The following is a 21989-nucleotide window of genomic DNA, read 5'->3' on the forward strand; positions in this document are numbered from 1 at the left end:
AGGAGAAACGTAGCCGTTCTCAGAGGCCCATGGACTTGGCGATGATCGACTTCATGACCTCGCTGGTGCCGCCGTAGATGCGGTTGACCCGGTTGTCCGTGTACAGGCGGGCGATGGGGTACTCGTTCATGAAGCCGTAGCCGCCGTGCAGCTGGAGGCAGCGGTCGATCACGCGGTGCGCGACCTCGGTGCAGAACAGCTTCGCGGAGGCGGCCTCGGCAGGGGTCAGCTCCCCGGCGTCCAGAGCCTCGATCGCACGGTCGCAGACGGCCTCGGCCGCGTCGACCTCGGCCTTGCAGGCGGCGAGTTCGAACTTGGTGTTCTGGAAGGACGCGACGGTCTTGCCGAAGACGGTGCGGTCCTGCGTGTACTGCTGGGCGAACCGCACGGCGGCGGCGGCCTGCGCGTACGCGCCGACGGCGATGCCCAGGCGCTCCTGGGGGAGGTTCTGGCCGAGGTAGGAGAAGCCCTTGTTCTCCTCGCCCAGCAGGTCCTCGACGGGCACCTTGACGTCCACGAAGGCCAGTTCGGCGGTGTCGGAGACCTTCAGGCCCAGCTTGTCGAGCTTGCGGCCGACCGAGTAGCCCTCGGACTTGGTGTCGACCACCAGGAGCGAGATGCCGTGGCGGCGGTCGTCGGCCTTGGGGGCGTCCGTGCGGGCGCAGACGATGACCTTGTCGGCGTGCACGCCACCGGTGATGAAGGTCTTGGCGCCGTTGAGGACGTAGTGGGTGCCGTCCTCGGAGAGCTTGGCGGTCGTCTTCATGCCGGCCAGGTCCGAACCGGTGCCCGGCTCGGTCATGGCTATCGCGTACATGGACTTGCCGGAGACGAAGTCCGGCAGCCAGCGCTTCTTCTGCTCCTCGGTGGCGTACGCCTTGAGGTACGGCAGGCACAGCAGGACGTGCACCCCGGAGCCGCCGAAGGAGATGCCCGCGCGAGCGGTCTCCTCGTACAGGACGGCCTCGAACTTGAAGGACTCGATGCCCGCGCCGCCGTACTCCTCGGGTACCTCGATGCCGAAGATGCCCAGTTCGGCGAGCTTGTAGTAGAAGTCGCGGGGCGCCTGGCCCGCCGCGAACCACTCGTCGTAGACGGGGACGACCTCGGCCTCGATGAAGGCGCGGACGGTCTCCCGGAACGCCTCGTGGTCCTCGTTGTAAACCGTACGGCGCACGGGGTGCCTCCTGGTGTCAGCTTCGGGCTTCGGTCGCAGTGGCTAAGCGCTTGCTCAGTCCTGGTCAGAAGTTACCCGGCGGTCACGGTGGCTGTCCAGGGTGATGCTGAGCACGCCTGGTTCCGCGTCGTCCCCGGGATGTCAGTGGTGTGGTGCAGGATCGGAACGAACGATCACCGAGCGGACGGGGGGATCGCCGTGGCGATCACGAATGAGCGCATCACGCAGTACGTGTTCCTGCGTGGGCTGTACGAGGACGGCTACTACCCCGACCACGTGGTCGACAAGGGCAGGGCCGTTCTGCTCCGGCTCTGCGAGCGGATCGAGGCGGAACAGCCGGCGGACCTGACCGCGCTGTACGCGTTGACCGAGGTCGCGACGGAGGAGTTCAACGCCCTGGAGGCGGAGTTCGAGGAGGCCGGCAGCGAGATCGAGACCGTCGCCCGCGAGGAGATAGCGGAGAGCTTCTGGTTCGTCGCGTCGGCGTACGGGTTCGAGCACGCGGATGTGGAGGAGCTGGTCGCTGCCCGGGAGTGGTGACGCCACAGCCGCGCCCGGGGCCCTGCGGCCTCGGCCCCGTGGCGGCGGGCGGTGCCGCGGAGCGCCGCGTTCACTCCGATGGCGGTCGGCGACAGGCAGGCGCACAGTGGGACGAGGTGCCGACGAGGGACGAGTCGCCTCGTCGCAACGACCCCCTGTGAGGCAATCATGGCTGATGTCGACTCCCTGGGCGGGAGCTCCATGGCAGGCAGGAACGCGGAACGGACCGGACGCGGCACGACCACCATCGCCGACGGCGTCGTGGCCACCATCGCCGGAATCGCCATCCGGGAGACCGAAGGCGTGTATTCGGTGGGCCGAGGCGCTTCGAAGGCCCTGGGCGCCGTCGCGGGACGGGTGTCCAGATCCGGTGGTGAGGGACGCGGTGTGAAGGTGGAGGTGGGGGAGAAGCAGGCCGCGATCGACGTCGACATCGCGGTGGAGTACGGCATCCCGATCCATGAGCTCGCCGACCGGATCAGGACGCAGGTGACGGACGCGGTGGAGACGATGACGGGCCTCGAAGTCGTCGAGACCAACATCAACGTCTTCGACGTCCATGTCCCGGGCGACGACGAGGGCGAGGACGACGGAAACCGCTCCGGCGGCAGCACGGTGGCCCCGCGCGTGCAGTGAGCCAGCCGCCGGGACCCCGGTGCGGTCAGGTGGCCTTCCGGCGGTCCCGCCACTTCCTCGGCGGTCCCGCCACTTCCTCGGCGGTCCCGCCACTTCCTCGGCGGTCCCGCCACTTCCTCCGGCGGTCCCGCCAGTACGTCAGGAGTGGTCGAGACCTCAGGCTCCGTCCGGAACCCCCACCACCGTGCGATGTGTGTCGCCGTGCGGGGGGACCGCCCGCCCGGGGAGCGCGACCTGGGCGGGCGGTCCTTCCTCGTGCGTGGACGCCGGGAACTACTGCGGCCTGAACGAGCGGATCTGGTAGCTCCCCTGGAGGTTGCCGCCCTGCCCGGCCAGGGTCGAGCCGACCCGAGACTTGAAGTTCGTCCCGGTGTAGTACTGCACGCGGTGCTCGGTCTTGTTCCACACCGAGAGGACGTTCTTACCGTTCCGGATGAAGGAGCAGTTGTCGGCGGTGTTCTTCATCTCGCGAGCCGACCACTGGCAGCGGGTTCCCTCGCCGTTCCAGCCGTCGAAGGCGCAGAAGTAGCCATGGCTGCACCGGGCGAACGCGGCGCTCGGGGCGACGGCTTCCCTTACTGCGGGCTTGCCGGCGTCGGTGGCGGAGACGGGCCCCGTGCCCAGTCCGAAGGCCAGGACGACCGCGGTGGCGGCGAGTGCGGTGATGCGGTTCACGGTGAAGACCTTTCGCTGTTCGTCGACCGGGCGATGCCCGTGATCAACAACAGCGTGGCACCCCGGTGACCTGCACAGACAGCCCCCGAACGGGGGGCGCCCGAGGCCCTTTCGGCGGGGCGGGGCGCGCCTGCGCGCACCGGCGTGAACGTGGCGGCCGGCTCGGAGCCGTAGGGTGTCCGCCGCCCCGCCCCCGCTCCCGGGTATTGCCCCGAAGATCGTTCTGTCGGAGGCTGAGGCATGCAGAATCAGCCGACCTTCGTCCTCGTCCACGGGGCCTTCGCGAACTCGTTCTCCTTCGCGCCGCTTCAGGCCGAACTCGCCCTGCTGGGGCACCGTTCGGTCGCGGTCGATCTTCCCGGGCACGGATTCGAGGCGACCTTCCCCGCGCCCTACCAGGCTCCTCAGGATCTCGAGGCCCTCGCCGCGGAACCGGGGGGCATCAGGGGAGTCACGCTGGCGGACAACGCCGCCCGCGTGATCGAAGTCCTCGAACGGGCCAAGCGGAACGGGCCCACCATCCTCGTCGCCCACAGCAGGGGCGGTGCCACGACCACCGCCGTCGCCAACGCCCGGCCCGAGCTGATCGACCGTATCGTCTACGTCTCCGCCTGGTGCCCCGTCGATCTGGACGTGAACGACTACTACGCCCAGCCTGAGATGGCGGACGTCGACGCGGGAGCCCTGGCAGCCGCGCTCGTCGGGAACCCGGCCGAACTGGGCCTGCTCCGCGTCAACTTCCGCACCGCCGATCCGACGGCGCTCGCCGCGTTCAAGCAGGCGTTCGCGGCCGACCTCACGGATGACGAGTTCCGGACCTTCCTGAACACCTTCCAGCCCGACGAGAACCTCGACGTCGGGACGTCGGCAGACCGGGCCCAGGCCGCGACCTGGGGCCGGATTCCCAGGACCTATGTGCGCCTGGCCGCCGACACCAGCCTCCCGCCGGCCGTGCAGGACCGCATGATTCGCGAAGCCGACGTGCTCACACCCGACAACCCCTTCGACGTCCGGACGCTGGAGGGGAGTCACCTGCGCTGGCTCGTCCATCCGAAGCCCGCCGCCGAGCTGCTCGCGGGCCTCGCTCAGCACTGACACCCCAGGAGGTGACCGGCGGCGCTGCGGGAGCGGCGCTGCCGGTCATCGCGGCAACGTACGCACAGGCACAGCAGGACCGGGCCGGTGCCGCGCCCGGCACGGCTTCTGCGGTGGCCCGCCGGTTCCGCACTGCCATAATCGTCCGACTGCACTGACGAGGGCTCGGCTCAGGACAGCCGAAGCCACGACGGGGGAACGAGAAGACATGAGCATGTGGATACGCGTCGTCCCGGCGGCTGCGGGCGCACTGACGCTGGCTGCGGTGCTGACCGGCTGCAACGGCTCGGGCGGCTCGGTCACGGACAACGGTGGAAGCAGCTCCGCCCCGGCACCGGTGAAGGACAAGACGTCCTACCGGCTCGGGGAGCCCAGCCCGCCGCAGGAGGGCATGACGACGACGGCGGACAGCAGGTACACGGTCACACCCACCAAGGTGCAGATGGGGACGGAGGCCGACGTGGAGAACTCCGGCCTGGACACGACCCAGCTGCCAGGCCCCCGGGTTCCCGTGTACGTGTGGTCCACGCTCACCCACAAGAGCGGCAAGACAGCCGTGAAGGTCGATGAGATGGACAACAACCTGGTCATCAGGACGGATCGGGGTGACCGCACCAAGGCCCTCTTCGTCCTCATGGGCGATGCCACGTGGCCGAACTGCCCCGCCCCCGACAGCGAGAAGGAGTTGAGCGCGGGGGAGTCGGCGGAGATCTGTACGGCATTCCTGATAACCAGGGGCGAGAAGGCGGCTGCCGTCGAACTGACGCAGGGCTACAGCGGGGAACCGCTGGAGTGGCCGCTCAAGGGTTAGGCCGTGTTTCGAAAGTCCCGCCTGCCTGGCGACGTCTGGCACGCACGCTCGCCACGTTGTCGGGATCACCCCGATACATCCAGTATCGGGGCGACCCTCCGCCTTGCGATCGCACGCACCAGACGCCGCCAGGCCCGCCCTTCGGGCGGACGGCGCTACTTTCGAAACACGCCCTAGCCGGGAACGTCGAGCCCGCCCCCGCTGTCACCGTCGGGCAGCGGATGCCACGTGCGAAGGTCCTTCGCCCTCGGACTCACGGCCGAGGGGCCGGCCGCCGGGCGATCAGGAGTCGAGCACGGCGGCTACGCCTTCGATCTCCACCAGTTGGTCGTCGTATCCGAGAACCGTGACGCCGAGCAGCGTACTCGGGACGTCGTGGTCGCCGAAGGCGTTCCGGACCACCTCCCAGGCGGTCACCAGGTCCTCCCGCCGCGCAGAGGCGACCAGTACGCGCGTACTGATGACGTCCTCCAGGCCGGCCCCCGCTGCTGCGAGCGCGGTCTTCATGTTCTCGAGGGCCTTCGCCGCCTGGCCGGCGTAGTCGCCGACGGCCGCTGTGGACCCGTCCTCGTTCAGCGGGCACGCCCCGGCGAGGAAGATCAGCCGTGCGTCGGCAGGTGCGGTGGCGGCGTAGGCGTACTCGGCCACGTCGGACAGGGCGGCGGAACGGATGAGCGTGACGGCACGGGGCATGGCATCCAAGTCCTCGTTGACGGGCTGGGTTCGTCTTTCTAGCAGACAGCTGTCCGGACTTCCCGTCATTTCCGACCTGGCTCCGTTCGCCGAGAACCGGCGGCACATGAAGAGTGACAGCGCCCGTGCACCCCGCCGCCGACGTGCTTCATTCGGGTGTGTACACCGTCTGGATCAGGCGGTTCGGCAGGCCCTTGCGAATGAAAACCCCTCGGCCCGGCGGCTGTTGACTCGCGTACACCCCGGGAAACAGCTGGCCTTCGGAGTGGTCGCCGGCCATGAGGACGGCGGATGCTCCCGACTCGCGCAGGCTGTGGACCAGCGGCTCGTACATGCCCCACGACGCTCCTGTCACCTGCCGCGACAGGACGAAGTGCAGGCCGAGGTCCACCGCCGAGTGGATGTACGGCACGAACGGGTCGAGCGGTGAGTGGCGGCCCGTCATCAGGACGTCGAAGTCGTCGACGAGCACCACGATCCGTGGGCCGGGGCCCCAGTTGCCGGGCTCCAGGTCTTCGGGGGGAGTGCTGTCGTCGGGCAGCCGCTTCTCCAGCTCGATGGCGATTGCGGCGGCGAGACCCTCGCACAGTTTGGCGTTGTAGGCGTAACCGCCGTCGTACCCCTCAGGGATCACGCCGCGCAGCCCCTGCTTCGGGTCCATGACGGCGAAGAGCAGCTCGTCCCCGCTGTAGCGGTCGACGAGGCCGTGGACGACGGTCCTGAGGAGGGTCGTCTTCCCGCACCCGCTGTCGCCCAGGACGAGCAGGTGCTGGTCCTGGCGGAAGAGATCGAGCAGAACGGGAGCGAGCGCGTCCTGGTCCAGGCCGATCGGCACCTGGCGGGGCTCGGCGGCCCGGCGGGGGAGCAGGTGGGGTTCCAGGAGGTGGGGCAGCACCAGGACGGGCGGGGTGACCTCACCGCTCCAGGCGGCGTGGACCGCACGAACCGTGCGTTCGAGGACGGCCTCCAGCTCGGTGGCGTCCGCGCGTCCGTCCGTACGCGGGAGCGCGGTCTGGGCGAAGAGCCCGCTGTCGGTCAGGGCGCGGCCGGGTTCGTCGGGTGACAGGGTCTCGGCGAGCTCGGGATCGATGCCGGAATCGCCGGGGTCGTCCAGACACAGCTCGACCCGGGTGCCGAACGACGCCTGGGTGGCGGTGCGCACCTCGTTCCAGTGGCGCATGCCGGCGACGATGTGGATGCCGTGGCCACCGCCCCGCTCCAGGATGTCGAGGAGTGTGTCGTCCAGCTCGTCGAAGTCGTCGCGCAGTGCGTCGAAACCGTCGATGACCAGCACGACCTCCGCCGACGCCAGCTGGGGCAGCCTGCCCGTCCGGTGCAGGGTGCGCAGGTGCTCGACCGATTCGACGGCGTGCTCGCGGAAGAGGTCCTCGCGCGCGTCGAGCATGCTTCCCACCATCTCGACCGCACGCACCACGCGTGCGCGGTCGTCGTGCCCCGCGATGCCGCCGACGTGCGGCAGCCCGGCGAGGACCTGGAGGTCGTCGGCGACCAGGTCGAGGCCGTAGACACCGACCTCCTGCGGGGTGTGGGTGAGCGCGAGGGACAGGACCAGGGTGCGCAGGAAGGTCGTCCTGCCCGACTGCGGGTCACCGATGACGGCGGCGTGGCCCCCGGCCGCCGTGAGGTCCAGGTACCACTGTCCCTGCCACTGCCCGACCGGATCGTCGAGCAGGCCGAGCGGAACCTGGAGCGGGCCCCGCCGCCCGGCCAGCTGCATTCCGCGCGGGCCGGTTTCCACGGGGCCGGCGGCCTTGTCGAGGGCGAGCGCGGCAGGCAGCGGTGGAAGCCAGATGCCGTGTACCGCTGCTGCGGCGTCCTCCAGCTGTTCGACCACGACGTCCACCTCGGACGGCCCGGTCTCACGGCGTCCGGGCGCCGGTACCCCAGGGCCCGGGCCGCCCGGTGCGGAAAGGGTGTTGAACGCCTCGTACTCCACCGCGAGAGGCCCGCTCTGCGCCTCGTCCGCACGCTGCGAGGGCCCCCGGTAGCCGCCGGACACCGGGGCGGCCTGGAAGCGCTCGTAATGACGGGTGTCGACCTTGAGGTATCCGAGGCCCGGCCGCAGGGGCAGGTGGAACGCGTCCGTGGTGTCCAGGACCGCGCGCGACTCGTCGGCGGAGAAGGTGCGCAGACCGATCCGGTACGAGAGGGCGGTCTCCAGGCCCTTGAGACCGTCGTACTCGATCTGTCGGCCGGACAGGAGCAGATGCACACCGATGGAGCTGCCGATGCGGCCGATGGAAAGGAGGAGCTCGATGAAGCCGGGCTCTTCGGCGAGGAGTTCACCGAACTCGTCGATGACGACGAGCAGGTGCGGCAGCGGATCCAGCTCGGGCCGTTCCTCGGATCGCAGTGCGGTGTACGTACCGATGTCGGCGACGTCGCCCGCTTCCTCGAGGGCTTGCCGTCGGCGCTCCACCTCACCGGCGAGCGAGGCGTGCAGGCGCTCGACGAGGCCTGCCCGGCCCTCCAGGCCGGTGATGACACCGGCCACGTGGGGGAGCATCGCGAAGGGTGCGAAGGTCGCCTCGTCCTCGTAGTCGACGAGCACGAGGGCGAGGTCCTCGGGCGGGTGCGTGGTCACCAGGGTGAGGACGAGGGAGCGCAGGAACTCGGACCGTCCCGGACCGTCGGCGCCGACACACAGCCCGTGCGGGCCCATGCCGAGCTCCGCGGAGTCCTTGAGGTCGAGCAGCACCGGCTCACGCCTGTCGTTGACGCCGATGGGCACGCGCAGGAAGGCGGGTTCGCCGCGTGGGGCCCACAGCCGGGACAGGTCGAGGCGCGCCGGGTCGTCGATGCCGAGGAGACCGGCGAAACCGCCGGTGTCCGGCAGGGGGGAGGCCACCAGGGCGTCGTCGGACAGCCGCAGCGGCGCCAGCATCCGGGCCAGGCCCTCGGCGAAGGAGCTGCCGACCTCGTCGACGGTGCCGTGGGCACTGACGGGTTCGGGCTCGCGGAGGTCCTCCATGACGACCTGGGTGCCCTCGACGGTGAGCCGGATGCCGACGCGTCCGGGCTCCTGAACGCGGTGTTCGAGCAGGTGCAGGACGGTGACGCCCATGTCACGCAGGCCGACCGTGTCGTCGGGGAGGGGCAGATCGACGGCGTTCCCGCCGTGTCCGTCGGTGACGACGAGGAGCCGGGACGTCCTGGACAGGGCATCGTGCCCGGCCGGCCCCCCACGTACCTCCACCGCGCAGGACGCGCGGCGGCCCAGGTCGGCGGCGAGCTGTCGCGCGAGCTGGGGGGCCGACGGGGCGATACGCCGGGCGGCGACCGGGCCGTCGTGCTGTTCTACGTCCAGGAGGTGCGGCAGCCACTTCGCCCAGTCCCAGTCGGCGATCCGGTCGCCGGGCACGGCGAGCGCCATCGCCACGTCCTCGGGGGCGTGCGTCGCGGCGGTCTGGACGAGCAGGGCGCGGGCCACGCGCAGGCAGTCCTCGCGCGGGCCGACGACGCTGATGTTCCCGGCCCGGTCCAGGGGCACCGTGAGGGGAAGGTCGGTCCCGGTGCGGAAACGGCTCACCAGCGCCGAGGCCTCGTTGAGCATGAAGGGGTCCGGTGGCGTGAGGACGGAGGACCTCGTGCGGGCGATCTTCAGGTCGCCCACGGGTATCTCCCCGACGCCGACCCGCACACGCAGGAAGTCCGTGTCGTCGCGGCGGCGTTCCCACCGGCGGGCGGGGTCCCGCACGATGTCGTACAGGGCGCCCGGCGGCGGATCGAGTACGTCGGCGAGCTCCCGGCGCGCGCGCTCCTCCGCGGAGAGCTGCCGACGCAGCTTCTCCACGTAGGCGAGGTAGGTCTCCCGTCGCGTCCGGTGGGTGCGCTGGGCCCTGCCGTGGGAGGAGAAGTGGAGCGAGACGGAGCCGATGACGGTCACGACGAGGATGACCGCGCCCAGGGCGGCGAACCGGCTGTCGCGTACGGCGGTCATCAGCACGACGGACGACATGACCCCGGCGGGAAACAGCGACACCGCGATGACGCCGGCCTTCCCCTCGGGGAGGTTGGGCGGGGCCTCGATGGTGAGGGGAGGCACGGCGGCTGGGGGGCGGGTGGTCCTGGCCGGGCGGTGTATCAGGCGGGTGCTCATGGGCGTCCGTCACTCACGGTCGGGCTCGGCCAGGGGGCAGCGACGCTGCTGCGGGAGTGGGAAGACGTCCGCGCCGAGCCGGGTGACGGCCTGCCGTGTCGCGCGGGAGAGCAGTTCGGCGTGGAACGCCCGGCCGGTGGCCAGGTGACGGCCGAACGGTAGGACCCGCACGCTCGACCCCTGCCCTCTGCCACTCGTTCAAGCGATGTCAGAACGTCCGGCTCGAGCCGAGCCCCAGCCGGGCTCGCTCTGACCGAAGCGGCGACAGCGGCGGCTCGATCAGCGCACACAACTCATCGTCCACGATCCACGGTTGAGTACCCACACCCTCACGAACGGCCGAATCCACACGCCGATTACACCCACCAGCACACTTTAACAAGATCGCGTGAGGAGCTCTTGGTTAGTCTGAGCATCGTGCCGGACGACTCCCCTCTCATACGAAGCTTGCGTGCCGCGGTTGCCGCCGCTCCCGCCGATGTCCCCCTGCGGCTGCACCTGACTCAGCTCCTGTTGGAGGCGGAACGGCCCGATGATGCCGTCGCCGAGGCGGCCGTAGCCCTGCAGCACGCACCGGGCGATGCCCAGGCCCGGGCTCTGATGGTCCAGGCGATGGGCGTGGCGCCCCCGGCCTCGGAGCAGCCCTCGCGCCCGCGAGCCGGGTTCGACTGGAAAGCCGCCGCGGACCAGGTCGGGGACGCCGTGCCGCCGCGGTTCGCCGAGACGCCGATGCGCGCCGACGGGCAGGACGACTCCGCAGACGCCGACGCGTGGGACGTGGAGGAGCCCGGCGCCGTGCGGCTGGCCGACGTCGGCGGCATGCAGGACGTGAAGGAACGCCTGGAGGCCGCCTTCCTCGCCCCGCTGCGCAACCCCGAGCTTCGCAGGCTGTACCGCAAGAGCCTTCGCGGCGGGCTGTTGCTGTACGGGCCGCCCGGATGCGGCAAGACGTACGTCGCGCGGGCAGTTGCCGGTGAACTCGGCGCCGCATTCCTGTCCGTGTCCATCAACGATGTCCTGGACATGTGGATCGGCAACTCCGAGCGCAACATGCACGAGATCTTCGAGACCGCCCGCCGCCAGGCGCCCTGCGTGGTCTTCCTGGACGAGCTGGACGCCCTCGGAGCCAAGCGCAGCCGCACCGTGCACAGCGGCATGCGCAACACGGTCAACCAACTGCTCAGCGAGCTGGACGGCGTCGACTCGGCAGCGAACGAGGGCGTGTTCGTGCTGGCAGCCACCAACGTGCCCTGGGACGTGGACAACGCGCTGCGCCGCCCCGGACGCCTGGACCGGACGATCCTCGTCCTGCCCCCCGACCGGCCCGCCCGGGAGGCGATCCTCCGCCACCACCTGCGGGAGAGGCCCATCGAGAACATCGACCTGGGCAAGCTGGCCAAGATCACCGACGGTCTGTCCGGCGCGGACCTGGCCCACGTTTGCGAGGCCGCGGCCGAACGGGCACTGCTGGACTCGGCACGCACCGGGACCGTGCGGATGATCGGCATGAAGGACCTGCTGGCCGCCGCCGACGACGTCGTACCGTCCGCCGAACCGTGGTTCGCCTCCGCGCGCAACGTGGCGATGTTCGCCAACGAGGGCGGCATGTACGACGACCTGGTGGCGTACCTGAAGAAGAGGCGAAAGCTGTGACCAAGACCCTGCACCCCGCCGTGGAGCGGGCCGGCCTGCTCATCGACCTGAAGCGGTACGAAGAGGCCAGGGAACTGCTGTCGCGGCGGCTCGCGGAGGACCCCGACGACATCCGGGCCTGGGTCAGACTTGCCCGCAGCCACCTCTTCGGGGACGAGAAGGACGGCGCGAAGGCACTGGAAGCCACCGAGCGGGCACTTGCCCTGAACGCGGAGGACACCGGGGCCCTCACCATGCACGCCCACGCCCTGCGTGCGTCGGGCCGCTTCCCTGAGACGGAGGGCGTGCTGCGCGAGGTGATCCGCCTGGCCCCCGGCCACTGGCACGGTTACGCGCTGCTCGCCGACTGGCTGTGGCGCATCGCGTTGGTCCGCTCCGGACAGGCCAACGGCGGCCAGGCACGACGCGAGGACATGGAGACCGGCCTGCGGGAGAGCGACGAACTCGTCCGGGAGGCCATCCGGCTGAGCCCCGAGGAGCTGTACGCCTACGAGGTGGCGTTGCTGATCGCCGACATGCTGGGCGACCGGGCCGCCGCCGACCAGTGGGAGGGGGCCATCCTCCGGATCGACCCGCAGCACGAGGAGGCTCTGTCCCGGCGGGCGAGGAAGGCGGCGACGGCACCCGGCGTCATGGCGAAGGAGGCCGCCACCTTGTACGCCGACGCGCTGTCCTCCGCCCCCGGCTCTGCGCTGATGCAGAGTGGCCTGGACCACGCCTCCTACCGCCTGTTGCGCGGCGTCCGCTGGCTGGCCCTGCTCTGCCTGGTCTTCGCAGCACTGGGAATCGACCTGTTCGCCACGGAGGGGGAGACCCAGCGGGAGCTGCCGCTGGTGCTCGGCCAGCGGCTTTGGGACCTCGTCCCCATGGCCGTCGTCTGGGTCCTGGGCGCCCTGCTGCGGTACCGCCGCCTGCGCGCCGGTATCCAGGTCAACCTGCGCTCGCTCATCCGACGCCGCACCTGGCCCCGCATCGTCCTGGGCCAGGCGGCGTGGGTCATGCTCTGTGCGCTGTCGATCACCCAGATCCCCTGGACGGAGCGCACGGTTCCGCTCGTGTTGTTCTGGGCCGGCCTGGTTCCGGTGGTTGCGACGATGTGGTTCGACCGGAGGAAGACCGGCTGAGCCGGACGGCACGTCGAGGCCCCGTTCGTGTGCCTCTTCACACGCAGAATTGCCCAGCCTTGACGGCGGAGACGAATGATGACCAGCCTGCGGCCGGTATCAGCAGGGCGGGACCCTGGGGCGACTTGGAGTCGCGGACGGGGACGCCGGAGGGGTGGCCGTCCAGGACCTCTAGGCAGCTGCCGCCTTCGGTGTTGCTGTAGGTGGACCTACGCCAACCGGTGAGTGCGGAGACGTCCTCAATGGTGTGCCTGATCATGGGATTCGTAGCCCTTCGCTGTCGCCCGCAGCAGGTCGAGTGACTCCTTCAACGACAGTGCGTCGCTCATGGCGAGATCGTAGATGCTCTGAAGGCGTGTGACCACGGCCGGAGAATCGTGCAGCTTGCCCATGTGAAGCCCTTCGGAGTACGCCACGGGTGGCTGATCCTCGAACCACATCAGAGTCAGCATGCTCTGCAGGAGCTGGTATGCCCCGACGTTGTACGGCACCACGTGAACTCGGACCCGCCCTCGCTCAGCCAAACGAACGATGTGCCTGATCTGGTCGGCCATGATCGCGGGAGACCCCACGGTGCGATGAAGCACTCCCTCATCCAGCAGAGCCCAGACGACGGGTGTCACCGGGTTGTCAAGGACGGCGGCTCGTTCGAGGCGTGTGACGAGGAGCCTGTCACATTCCGCTTCACTCGCAGGAGGGAACGCAGCACTCAGTACCGCACGCGCGTACCTTTCCGTCTGGAGAAGGCCGGGGACGAAGGCGTATGCGAACTCGCGGATCATCGACGCCTGTCGTTCGAGCAGCAGAGCCGCTTCGAAGTAGTCGGCCACCGCCGCATCGTCATCCGGCAGGAAGCTGCTCAGTACGTTTCCCGTGTTCAGGACCGTGTCCAGCCGTCGGGCGTCCTCCTTCGACGGCATGCGACGCCCCGCCTCGATGTGCGCGATGTGCGAACGGGTCATGACCGCTACATCGGCCAGCTCCTGCTGGGTCAACCCTGCTGCCCGGCGCTTTTCCTTGAGCCACTCCCCATAGGTGTTACTCAACGTCGCCTCCCATGTGACGAATGATTTGTCACCAACGCCCCCCTGGCGAGCCTAACCCCGCTCATCCCACTCTGTGACTGGATCGCTACTCAGCGACAGAAGGCCAGGCGCTGGCCCATGGGCACGGTTGCGGCCATCGCCCCTTGCCTGAACGGAGTTGAAGACGTGCTGCCCTGCAACATCCGCATCCTCGAGACGCTGCTGCGCCTCCTGCGGCCTGCCCCGCCGGCGCCCCGGGTCCCTCCCACTCCCGTGTGCGAAACCCCCGAGCCCGTCACGCGCCCCGGTCCCGCACCGGAGCGAGGACTGTGGCTCGCGATGTACGGCATCGACACCAAGCCCTGCTCGAACTGCGGCATGTGGGGGATGACATGACCGGTCAGGTGCCCCGCGCGGCACGACTTCTGCCGTGGACCGGCCTGGACGGCAAGCCCTGCTACGTACTCGGCGACGGGGCGGGATACGTCTCACGGATCGCTGACGACGTCGAGAGCGTCCAGCTCGGGATGGCTGCCGAACTGCTCGACCACGCAGCCGACATGCTCGACGACCGCCAGGTCACCGCAGCACAACTGCGTTACGTGGTGGCGCGCATGGCCGAAGCGCTGCGCGACGTGCACCGGATCGCGGAGAGCCGGGGCGCACGCCTTCGCGCAGTACCAGGGAGGCAGTGACGATTCGAAGGGTGCCCGATTGCACGGCCTGCGAGTGCCCACCGACGATCAAGCCTGAAGAGGAGTTGTCCCTCAGGAGGACTGCGCCCTCTGGCGGGCTCGGTGCCCGGCCTCTCACCCCGCTGGAGCAGCCTGTGCACCGACGGAGGCGGCGCGCAGCGCGAACGCGCGCCGTAGTCCTCCGTCGGCCCGACGGTTCCGTTCTGTCATGATCGTCTGTCTGTGCTGACGGCGGCTCGGCTCTCAGGGCAGCCGAGCCGCAACGGGGAGAGCGAGAAACATGATCACCTGGATACGCGCCGTTCCGGCGGCTGCGAGCGCCCTGGCGCTGGCTACGGTGCGGACCGGCTGCAACGACTCGGTTTCGGGGAAGGGCGCGAGCAGTTCCGGTTCGCCGGCGGCGAAGGACAAGACGTCCTACCGCCTGGGGGAGCCCAGCCCGCTGCAGGAGAGCGCGATGACGACGTCGGCGGACAGCAAGTACACGGTCACACCCACGAAGGTGCAGATGGGGACGTCGGCCGATGTGGACAACTCCGGCCTGGACACGGCCGAGCTGCCGGGCCCCAGGGTCCCCGTGTACGTGTGGTCCACGCTCACCCACAAGAGCGGCAGGACAGCCATGAAGGTCGATGAGATGGACAACGACCTGGTCATCAGGACGGACCGGGGGGACCGCACCAAGGCCCTTTTCGTCCTCATGGGCGATGCGACCTGGCCGAACTGCCCGGCCCCCGAATCCGAGAAGAAGCTGAACGCGGGGGAGTCGGCGGAGATCTGCACGACATTCCTGATCACCAGGAGTGAGAAGGCGGCTGCCGTTGAACTCACCCAGGGCTTCAGCGGTGAACCACTGGAATGGCCGCTCAAAAGCTGGTGCTGGAGGCCGGGCAGCTGGAGTTCTGCTCGTTTACGTGGGGAACTCACCGCACCAGTTGCGTCCGAGGAGGGTGGCGGGCAGGTACTCAGACTCGACTTCGATGGGGATGCCCGCGTCGTGGGCGATGCAGGCCATGGCGAGGGGCGCGAGGGCGACGAGGCCCGGGGACTGGTACATGCGGCTTTCCTCGGTCCAGTACTCCTTGTGCCACTGGAGGGCGGTGGTGAGGGCCTTGGTGAAGCCGGCGTGGTCCTTGCGGATGAAGCGGTGGAACATCTCCATCGGCGGGTACATCAGCTTGCCCGCTGTCTCCGGGTCAGAGGCGGTTTCGGGGTCGGTGCCGTCGACGGCGGCCACCAGTTTCTCGCCGAGGTCGGGTCCGCCCAGCCAGTAGGCCTGAAGGGTGCTGATCCAGTTGTAGTGGTAGGCGTCGAAGCGTGAACCGTTCTCCCGGAGCAGGGCGAGCGGTACGTGGCACAGGGCGGTGATCCGGGCCTTCTCACGGCATATCACTGCCAGGTAGAAGGCGGTGGTCCAAGAGCCAGGGGTCACGTATGACTGGGGGCCGGTGGCCCGGAGCGTGAGGTCCTCGTGTGCGATGCGGCACTGCACCTGCTCCTCGGTCGTGGTCGCTGCGGCGAACACGGCGGAGCTGACCTGCATTGCGGTGACCCAGGCATCCCACGTCGGGAAGATCGATGCCCGCGGATCCAGTAGACAATGGGACTGGGCCAGGGTGAGCGTGGTGCGCTGGGCACGGCCCAAATCCGTAGAGTCAGTCTCGAGCCCATCGATAAGCTTCTGGGCGCTCGCTTGGAGCACGGCGATGCCTGCTTCCGCCTTCTCTGTGGGGAGGGAGGGGTGGGAGATGTGGAAAACCAACGCGTTACTCCTCGAAAATCTTGAAATGCTTGAGCTCGGCTCCAGCATACTTACCGGTGTTCTCAGTAGCCTGCACAAGGACGTAGCGCAAGGTCTTTTTCTTGATGGCCGTATCGATCTCCTCGGCGTACTTCGCATCTTCCGGTGAGAAGAGGGCGCGCTCTTCCATATCAGCGACAATAGTACGGACGTACTCGAGGGTCCCCTGCTTCACCAAAGTGCCACTGTCCAGATCGCCGTTTCCTTGACGCCAGAGCAGGGTTCCCTGGGGCCCTTTCGCCTCGACGACGATCAGGTTCCCGTCCCTGTCACGCCAGAGCTGGTCGAACTTTCTGGAACCGTTGGGCGTATCAAGGAGGTCGGTTATCTCTCGGGCGCCGTCGAATTTTTTCAGCAGGAGCATGCGCTTACGGGCGGCCTCCTCGCCAAGGGCCTCGCCAAGCTTGCTGTTAAGAGGATGTCTCATTTGGTTTGTTCGGTAATCCGGTGTCGTGGGAATCGTGGAGCGGTTGGTGCCGGATGAGTTGTGGATGTTGTTCGAGCGGGTGGTGCCGTCTGCTCCGTCGCGGCCGCAGGGCGATCGAGTCTTCGAAGCGCCTTGGCTGCCACCGCTGGACCATCGAGCGCACCATGGCCTGGCTCGCAGGATGCCGTCGACTCCACCGCCGCTACGAACGCAAAGCCGAACATTTCCTGGCCTTCACCAGCATCGCCTACACCCTCATCTGCTACCGCAGACGAACCAAATGAGACGCCCTCTTAAGGCGCGACCAGACAGGCGCCCCGGGATGGCTTCTGCCATGGCGGATGGCCAGCCCTGTTACGTCCGTCGGCAACGGTCCGAGCTATGTCTCTCGTGTTGCTGACGACGTCGAGACCATCCAGGCTGCGGACTGTTCAACCTGCGGCAAACATGCTTGACGACTGGCAGGACACGCCGGTCCAATCCCGCTACGTCGTGGAGTACATGGCCGAAGCGCTGCGCGACGTACACCGGATCGCGGAAAAGCTGGGGCGCGCTTCAAGGCAAAAAGTGCCCTCCTGCCCGACCCGATTGGGTGGCGGCGGGAAGAGCCCGGAGACAATATCTGAGCGGAGAGCGCGCCTGTGGACTCATGGAGAGCCGACGAGCTTCTCCGTCAGCGCTTCAATGAACGCGGCAGCCTCGATCTCGGTGATCCCGACATGGTCGATGTCGTTGTGCCCGAGATCGTACAGCCTCAGGTATTCGGTCGGCTCCCAGCGGAGATTGCGGGTGAAGGCTTCGTCGTACGTCCGATCACCGTCGACTCGCCGACGAACGATCCCGCGCGGGCTGTGCCGAGGGTACCCGTCGCTGATCTTCGCGTAGTACGTCATCTCCCCCTCGGCGTCCAGCGCGTCGAGGGTGGCCGGGGCGATCGTGAGGAATGGAGGTGCGGAGGCGTTGCTCTCCACGTCTCCCAACGGGATCATGACGCCGTTGAGGTCGAGATATTCCTCGAGGTAGTAGCCGCCACCGCGCTCGTACATGGCTAGCAGCGGCTCGTACGGATCCGGCAGATCCGTAGGGAGGTCGTTGCGGGCTTCCCGCAGGGCCGCCCAGCGGACGGCACCGCGGCAGGTGGTCCTGAGGGAGGCGGGGGCGAGCTCCTCCAGGAGCCCCTCCAGCTCGTCAGCGATGTGGGGCGAGATTTTGATCTCGGCGTCGATGTGCTCGGCAATGTCGAAGAACGGCCAGGATGACTCGGCGTCGTAGGTCTTGGCCCACAGAGCCGCCCGGCGCAGGTACTCACGCATGAGCAGAGCACGCGAATGCGGATGGTCGAAGGCAGCGGAGTCATCGGCCCAGTTGATGGCCCGCAGCCGGTCCGACACGATACGCGAAAGCTTGTCAGTCACTTCAGATTCAGTCCCTTGGCGCGTAGCTCATGGAAAACATCCTTCACGAAGTCATCGATATTCGACAAATCCTCAGCAAGTTGTGTTTTCGGGTGTCTCAGACCGAGCTTCTGCCAGGCGGTACCGAAACCGCCTCGCACGGGGTTCGGCGCCAGGTCGTGTGCGCCAGCCGCACTCAGGCTCTTCGGCGAGTACCTTCCGCCGTCGGCGTACGTGCCATCGGCCTCTTTCCGCCACAGGCCTGCCTGGTCATGGAGGTACGGCAGACCTGCCTTCATAAGTCGGCTCTCCACGTACTCATGCGTCATGAGGTTCCTGAATTCCTTGATCTGCGCCTTGTCCAGCGTTCCCTTGCGTGCGCCATCCCACAGGTCTGCGATGTCGTCACGAGGCGTGAACCGGCCCCGCACCCACTCGCCGGGCCGAACGACCACGTCGTATTGGGAGCGGATCATGTGGCTCTTCACCTGGCGGAGCACCGACTCATTGATGCCGGTGTTCCGCGACATCGCCGGGATGTCGATGTGATTGGGCGTGGCCCGCAGAGAGTCGTAGATTCCCGCCGCGTAGTCGGAGGGTTGCTCGACCCAGCCGGCCCCTCCCCAGCCTCCGTCGGAGCCGTTGGTGTAGCCGTTTTGTGTCTTGCCCGCACCATCGGCGGCATCGTCGGTCGCCCTGCCGACTTCTTCCGCAGCGTCGTCGCCTAGATGCCCCACGTCGTCGGCGACCAGCGGAACCTCGTTAGGCGTCGCGTCTACATGTCTGCCGAATGCGGATGCCACGTCGTCGGCGTTGTGTGCGCCGAGCCTGATGGCGCCCGCGTCGCGCGGTATGGGCACCTTGCCGAACAGCTCCGACTGCTCAGCTCTGATCGCGGCGAGCTCATCCGAGGTGTTGCCTGGCAAACGCTCCTTCTCGTAAAGGGCGTGGCCGTCCATCTTGGCCACGAAGCTGTCCGCCGTATGAAACTGGAGCTCGAAAATCTGGCCGCTGAGCGGATCGCGCCAGGTCGAATTGATGCCCTTGTAGCCAACAGAGTCCCAGGTGTTCTTGAACGTCACGTTCTCGAACCCCTTGGCCTGCAGGTCGTTGATCACCTGCTGGACGCCGTGAGTGTAGTTCTTGCCGGGGACCTCCATCGTGTAGCGGATGGAGTCCTTGATGTCGTCGAGCATCCTGCCATAGGCCACGGCGCTGTCTTCCAGCATGTCCGTGGCAAACTTGCGCTTGAGGGACTCGTCGCCCTTCAAGCGGTACTCAAGCCCTATCAGCCTGCCGCTATCCACCTTGCCTGCGATGCTCTGCATGGACTGGGTAATACGCGGTTCGGCCTCGGCGGATCTGCGCATGAAGTCGTCCGCTGCCGCGTTCGCCTCCCGATCGAGGCGCAGGCCGTTCTCACCTGTCCAGGAGCCGTCGGGCAAGTTGCCGCGTGGGCTGTCGGGCTGGGCGGCGCCTGGACGACCGAGCCCGTCTGCGTCGGGAGGAGGCGGGCCATCTGATCCGGAGCCGCCCGGAACGTGGTCGCTCCCACCCTTTGGAGTGCGGTCGCTGCCGGCAAGTCCGTCGGAGTTACTACCCTCGTGGGGGCTGTCCCCGTGCCCGCCGGTGGAGGGCCCGTGGCTCGCGGCCGGACCGTGAGCGAAGTCGTCGGGGCGGCCGCCTAGTAGATCATCGCCAACCCGGTCGACGCCACCCAAGTCGTTGCCAAGGCGTATGCCGTCACCGATACCGCTCCCGCCGCGCGCCCCCGCGCCGACCAGCATCGGTTGCCGTACCGGGGTTTCGACGCGGGTGTGGTCCGGGGTGTTCGCGTCGAGGTCGGTCTTGGCGGGTTCCGTGCGGGCGTCTTCGGCGCGTTGGACGAGGTTGCCGCTCTCGTCGTAGAGGTTGCCGTTGAGGTCGGCGTAGGCGGCGCCCTCGTCGAAGGGGTTCTTGACGGTGCCTTCGGGGAGGGCGATCACGCCTTCGGGGAGTCTGACCGTGCCGTCCGCGAGGCGGACCGCTCCGTCCGGGAGGGTGGCGCCCGCGGGGAGGTCGACCGTCCCGTCGGCCAGGCGTACGGCGCCTTCGGGGAGGGTGAAGACGTTGTCGGGGAGGGGCGGTATCTCGATGGTGCCCAGGCCCTTGAGGCCGGCCATCGCGTCGCCGATCTTCGTGAGGCCGAAGCCTGTGCCCCTGAAGATGTAGGTCATCGGGTCGACGAAGCGGCCCACCTTGCCCGCCGCGGACAGGGCCTTCGCGGCGAGGGCGGCCTTGCCGCCGCCCGCGACCGCGCCACCCGTACCGCCGGTGAAGACGGTGGTGACCACGTTGAAGGTGACCGCCCCGGCCGCCCGGGCGGGGTTCTCGCCCCACTGGTCGTAGGCGATCAGCGCCTTCCCGGTCTCCTTCACAGCTGTGCGGGACTCACGCAGCCAGGTCGGCAGGTCCTCGTCCTTCGCCGTCCAGAACTGCACCGCCGCCACCGGACTCAGCGATATCGCCACACCGGTGGCGAGCTGCGCCAGGCCCTTCCACGCCTGGCCGGCCGCGTCCCAGCCGTCGAAGCCGACCAGGGTGCCCAGGCCCTTGACCGTGCCCCAGACCCCGTCGACGAAGAAGCCCTTGGTGAAGTCCCAGGCGTGCTCCCACACCTGCCAGCCCGGCGTGGACTCGACGAGTGGGTCGCCCCAGGGGAGGCCTTTGACGTGCTCGAGGGTTTCGGCGTCGTAGCCGTACTGGTGCTTGCTCTCCGAGCCGTCGTGCGCCTTCAGCGGCACACCGCAGACCAGCGCGACGATCTTGTTGTGGCAGTCGCGTTCGGCTGCCTGGAAAGCCGCCAACGTCTCACGGATCTCGTCGCGGCGGTCGTTGTTCTCCTCGATCAGGTCGCCGTCCTCGCGCCACTTGTCGTCGGCGTTGACCTTCACGAGGAACGCGCCGGCGTCCCGCTTGATCTCCTTCAGCTTCTCGACCAGCGGATGGACCTCGTCCGAGTACGTGCTCAGCGCACCGGCGATGGTCTTGAGGTCGGACTGCAGTGTCAGCCCGCTGTCGGCGACCGGTTTCGTCGTCGCGAACAGCTGCTCTGCCTCGGGCGCCTTGTAGAAGGCCCGGAGGCCGCCGAAGCTGCTGTGGACGTCACTCGTGGCCGTCGCGATGGTCTCCCCGGCCGAAGTCAGCTCGGTGACGTTCACGTCCAGAGTCGCGAGGTTCCCGGTGAAGACCGGGATGCCTTCCAGGGGTATCGGCTGGTCGTTGCTCACTTGTTCCCCCCGGGAGCTTCCTTCAGCAGGTCCAGCCGCACGGCCCTGGCCGCGTCCTGCGCGTGCTTCGCCGCGTCCAGGTCACCGGCCACGTACTCGTTGGTGGCCTTGGCCGCCCCCAGCACAGCGGCCTGGATACGCTCCGCCATCGAATTCAGATACCCCTGGCGCTGGGCCATGTACTGGCTCAGTGCGGAGGCCACCGGCCCCAGCGTCGGCGCCGACAACGGGGCCGCCCCCACCGGTACCGGCCCCTGCAGCGGCACGGTGGCCTCCGTGCCCGGTACGGCCGTCCCCGCAGCCGTCGCCGCCTCCGACATCGTCGTGACCAGCGCCGTCAGAGCCTTCTCCAGGTCACCCGCATGCGTGCCGGTGACCTGCAACTGACCCTGCACACCCTGCGGCTTGATGTCCCACGCCGTCATGAACACCCCACCCCCGTGAACCCACACCCCACCACACAACCACCAGAAGGAACGTTCCTCCCGACGCCCTCACACAGCGGCTCAGCCGATGTTGTCGACCGCTGCCTTCGCACGCGACAGCGTCTGCTGCGCGGTGCCGTCGTTCTTCTCCAGCGTCGTCCTCAGCAACTGGATGATGTTCCTGACCTCGTTCGAGGTGTTGTTCCAGCGGATTTCCTTGCCGTGGTACTCATCCGCCACCCCGTCAGCCGCGAAGTCCAGCATCGCCGCCTTCACCTGCGCGTCCCGCGCCGAGATCACCTGCTCCAGACGGGCGATCACCGCCTGGATGTTGCCCTGCGCCTCACTCGACGCACCCGTGTCGTACGAACGCCGGTCACTGTCCGTGGCCATAACTGATTACTCCCCGTGGAATGAAAACCGAGCCTG

At 68.3% G+C, this 21989-nt stretch carries 22 protein-coding genes and 1 pseudogene; 9 read left to right on the forward strand and 14 right to left on the reverse strand.

Annotation, left to right across the window (positions count from 1 at the left end; translation table 11 throughout):
• Nucleotides 1–19: 19 nt before the first annotated feature.
• Nucleotides 20–1177, reverse strand: a complete 1158-nt coding sequence (locus ACFYSH_RS20115) for an acyl-CoA dehydrogenase family protein (RefSeq protein ID WP_359464309.1) — start codon at nt 1175–1177, stop codon at nt 20–22.
• Nucleotides 1178–1375: 198 nt separating this feature from the next.
• On the opposite strand from ACFYSH_RS20115, the gene ACFYSH_RS20120 reads away from it, so the two are divergent.
• Nucleotides 1376–1717: a DUF5713 family protein gene (locus ACFYSH_RS20120; protein WP_359464306.1), complete on the forward strand. Its 342-nt coding sequence runs from the start codon at nt 1376–1378 to the stop codon at nt 1715–1717.
• Nucleotides 1718–1885: 168 nt separating this feature from the next.
• Nucleotides 1886–2353, forward strand: coding sequence for an Asp23/Gls24 family envelope stress response protein (locus ACFYSH_RS20125; protein ID WP_359464304.1), 468 nt, complete (start codon nt 1886–1888; stop codon nt 2351–2353).
• 273 nt (nt 2354–2626) lie between these two features.
• Here ACFYSH_RS20125 and ACFYSH_RS20130 read toward each other — a convergent pair whose 3' ends face one another.
• Entirely contained in the window at nt 2627–3028 is a 402-nt protein-coding gene (locus tag ACFYSH_RS20130) for a peptidase inhibitor family I36 protein (protein WP_359464301.1), read from the reverse strand.
• A gap of 240 nt (nt 3029–3268) precedes the next feature.
• Here ACFYSH_RS20130 and ACFYSH_RS20135 point away from each other — a divergent pair, with 240 nt between their 5' ends.
• Nucleotides 3269–4123, forward strand: coding sequence for an alpha/beta fold hydrolase (locus tag ACFYSH_RS20135; protein ID WP_388754143.1), 855 nt, complete (start codon nt 3269–3271; stop codon nt 4121–4123).
• Between the two features lie 208 nt (nt 4124–4331).
• Nucleotides 4332–4934, forward strand: coding sequence for a hypothetical protein (locus tag ACFYSH_RS20140; protein WP_388754146.1), 603 nt, complete (start codon nt 4332–4334; stop codon nt 4932–4934).
• 282 nt (nt 4935–5216) lie between these two features.
• Here ACFYSH_RS20140 and ACFYSH_RS20145 read toward each other — a convergent pair whose 3' ends face one another.
• From ACFYSH_RS20145 to ACFYSH_RS20155, 3 genes are all read right to left on the reverse strand, one after another.
• A complete protein-coding gene (locus ACFYSH_RS20145; RefSeq protein ID WP_359464293.1) occupies nt 5217–5627 on the reverse strand; it encodes a RidA family protein in 411 nt (136 codons plus the stop codon).
• 148 nt (nt 5628–5775) lie between these two features.
• Nucleotides 5776–9747, reverse strand: coding sequence for a type VII secretion protein EccCa (gene eccCa / locus ACFYSH_RS20150; protein ID WP_388754149.1), 3972 nt, complete (start codon nt 9745–9747; stop codon nt 5776–5778).
• A gap of 9 nt (nt 9748–9756) precedes the next feature.
• Nucleotides 9757–9918 (reverse strand): hypothetical protein, encoded by a 162-nt coding sequence (locus tag ACFYSH_RS20155; RefSeq protein ID WP_359464289.1) that lies wholly within the window; start codon nt 9916–9918, stop codon nt 9757–9759.
• 246 nt (nt 9919–10164) lie between these two features.
• On the opposite strand from ACFYSH_RS20155, the gene ACFYSH_RS20160 reads away from it, so the two are divergent.
• Together ACFYSH_RS20160 and ACFYSH_RS20165 are read left to right on the forward strand one after the other, a co-directional pair.
• A complete protein-coding gene (locus ACFYSH_RS20160; protein WP_359464286.1) occupies nt 10165–11400 on the forward strand; it encodes an ATP-binding protein in 1236 nt (411 codons plus the stop codon).
• Complete coding sequence (locus ACFYSH_RS20165) at nt 11397–12524, forward strand: tetratricopeptide repeat protein (RefSeq protein WP_388754153.1); 1128 nt, start codon at nt 11397–11399, stop codon at nt 12522–12524. The genes ACFYSH_RS20160 and ACFYSH_RS20165 overlap by 4 nt, the downstream gene beginning before the upstream one ends.
• A 37-nt stretch (nt 12525–12561) precedes the next feature.
• Here ACFYSH_RS20165 and ACFYSH_RS20170 read toward each other — a convergent pair whose 3' ends face one another.
• On the reverse strand, nt 12562–12783 hold the full coding sequence (locus ACFYSH_RS20170; RefSeq protein ID WP_359464281.1) for a DUF397 domain-containing protein: 222 nt from the start codon (nt 12781–12783) through the stop codon (nt 12562–12564).
• Complete coding sequence (locus tag ACFYSH_RS20175; protein ID WP_359464278.1) at nt 12764–13570, reverse strand: helix-turn-helix transcriptional regulator; 807 nt, start codon at nt 13568–13570, stop codon at nt 12764–12766. The genes ACFYSH_RS20170 and ACFYSH_RS20175 overlap by 20 nt, the downstream gene beginning before the upstream one ends.
• Before the next feature lie 165 nt (nt 13571–13735).
• Here ACFYSH_RS20175 and ACFYSH_RS20180 point away from each other — a divergent pair, with 165 nt between their 5' ends.
• Both ACFYSH_RS20180 and ACFYSH_RS20185 read left to right on the forward strand, forming a co-directional pair.
• Nucleotides 13736–13945: a hypothetical protein gene (locus ACFYSH_RS20180; protein ID WP_388754156.1), complete on the forward strand. Its 210-nt coding sequence runs from the start codon at nt 13736–13738 to the stop codon at nt 13943–13945.
• Nucleotides 13942–14244: a hypothetical protein gene (locus ACFYSH_RS20185; protein ID WP_388754159.1), complete on the forward strand. Its 303-nt coding sequence runs from the start codon at nt 13942–13944 to the stop codon at nt 14242–14244. Before ACFYSH_RS20180 ends, ACFYSH_RS20185 begins: the two co-directional genes overlap by 4 nt.
• A 417-nt stretch (nt 14245–14661) precedes the next feature.
• On the opposite strand, the gene ACFYSH_RS20190 is transcribed toward ACFYSH_RS20185, so the two are convergent.
• From ACFYSH_RS20190 to ACFYSH_RS20200, 3 genes are all read right to left on the reverse strand, one after another.
• Nucleotides 14662–15075 (reverse strand): hypothetical protein, encoded by a 414-nt coding sequence (locus ACFYSH_RS20190; RefSeq protein WP_388754162.1) that lies wholly within the window; start codon nt 15073–15075, stop codon nt 14662–14664.
• Nucleotides 15076–15154: 79 nt separating this feature from the next.
• The gene (locus tag ACFYSH_RS20195) at nt 15155–16054 is read right to left on the reverse strand and encodes an immunity 49 family protein (RefSeq protein ID WP_388754165.1); all 900 of its coding nucleotides are present in this window, start codon (nt 16052–16054) and stop codon (nt 15155–15157) included.
• Nucleotides 16011–16472: a hypothetical protein gene (locus ACFYSH_RS20200; RefSeq protein WP_388754167.1), complete on the reverse strand. Its 462-nt coding sequence runs from the start codon at nt 16470–16472 to the stop codon at nt 16011–16013. The genes ACFYSH_RS20195 and ACFYSH_RS20200 overlap by 44 nt, the downstream gene beginning before the upstream one ends.
• A 95-nt stretch (nt 16473–16567) precedes the next feature.
• On the opposite strand from ACFYSH_RS20200, the pseudogene ACFYSH_RS20205 reads away from it, so the two are divergent.
• Nucleotides 16568–16756: pseudogene (locus ACFYSH_RS20205) on the forward strand (transposase); the annotation flags it as partial.
• 363 nt (nt 16757–17119) lie between these two features.
• Here ACFYSH_RS20205 and ACFYSH_RS20210 read toward each other — a convergent pair.
• The 4 genes from ACFYSH_RS20210 to ACFYSH_RS20225 form a co-directional block, all read right to left on the reverse strand.
• Nucleotides 17120–17887, reverse strand: coding sequence for a hypothetical protein (locus ACFYSH_RS20210; protein WP_359464270.1), 768 nt, complete (start codon nt 17885–17887; stop codon nt 17120–17122).
• Nucleotides 17884–21135, reverse strand: a complete 3252-nt coding sequence (locus ACFYSH_RS20215; protein ID WP_388754170.1) for a hypothetical protein — start codon at nt 21133–21135, stop codon at nt 17884–17886. The genes ACFYSH_RS20210 and ACFYSH_RS20215 overlap by 4 nt, the downstream gene beginning before the upstream one ends.
• Nucleotides 21132–21560, reverse strand: coding sequence for a DUF6507 family protein (locus ACFYSH_RS20220; protein ID WP_388754173.1), 429 nt, complete (start codon nt 21558–21560; stop codon nt 21132–21134). The genes ACFYSH_RS20215 and ACFYSH_RS20220 overlap by 4 nt, the downstream gene beginning before the upstream one ends.
• Before the next feature lie 81 nt (nt 21561–21641).
• Nucleotides 21642–21953: a pore-forming ESAT-6 family protein gene (locus tag ACFYSH_RS20225; protein WP_388754176.1), complete on the reverse strand. Its 312-nt coding sequence runs from the start codon at nt 21951–21953 to the stop codon at nt 21642–21644.
• Nucleotides 21954–21989 lie beyond the last annotated feature (36 nt).

This window comes from Streptomyces sp. NPDC005791 (assembly GCF_042871485.1).
Lineage (GTDB): Bacteria > Actinomycetota > Actinomycetes > Streptomycetales > Streptomycetaceae > Streptomyces.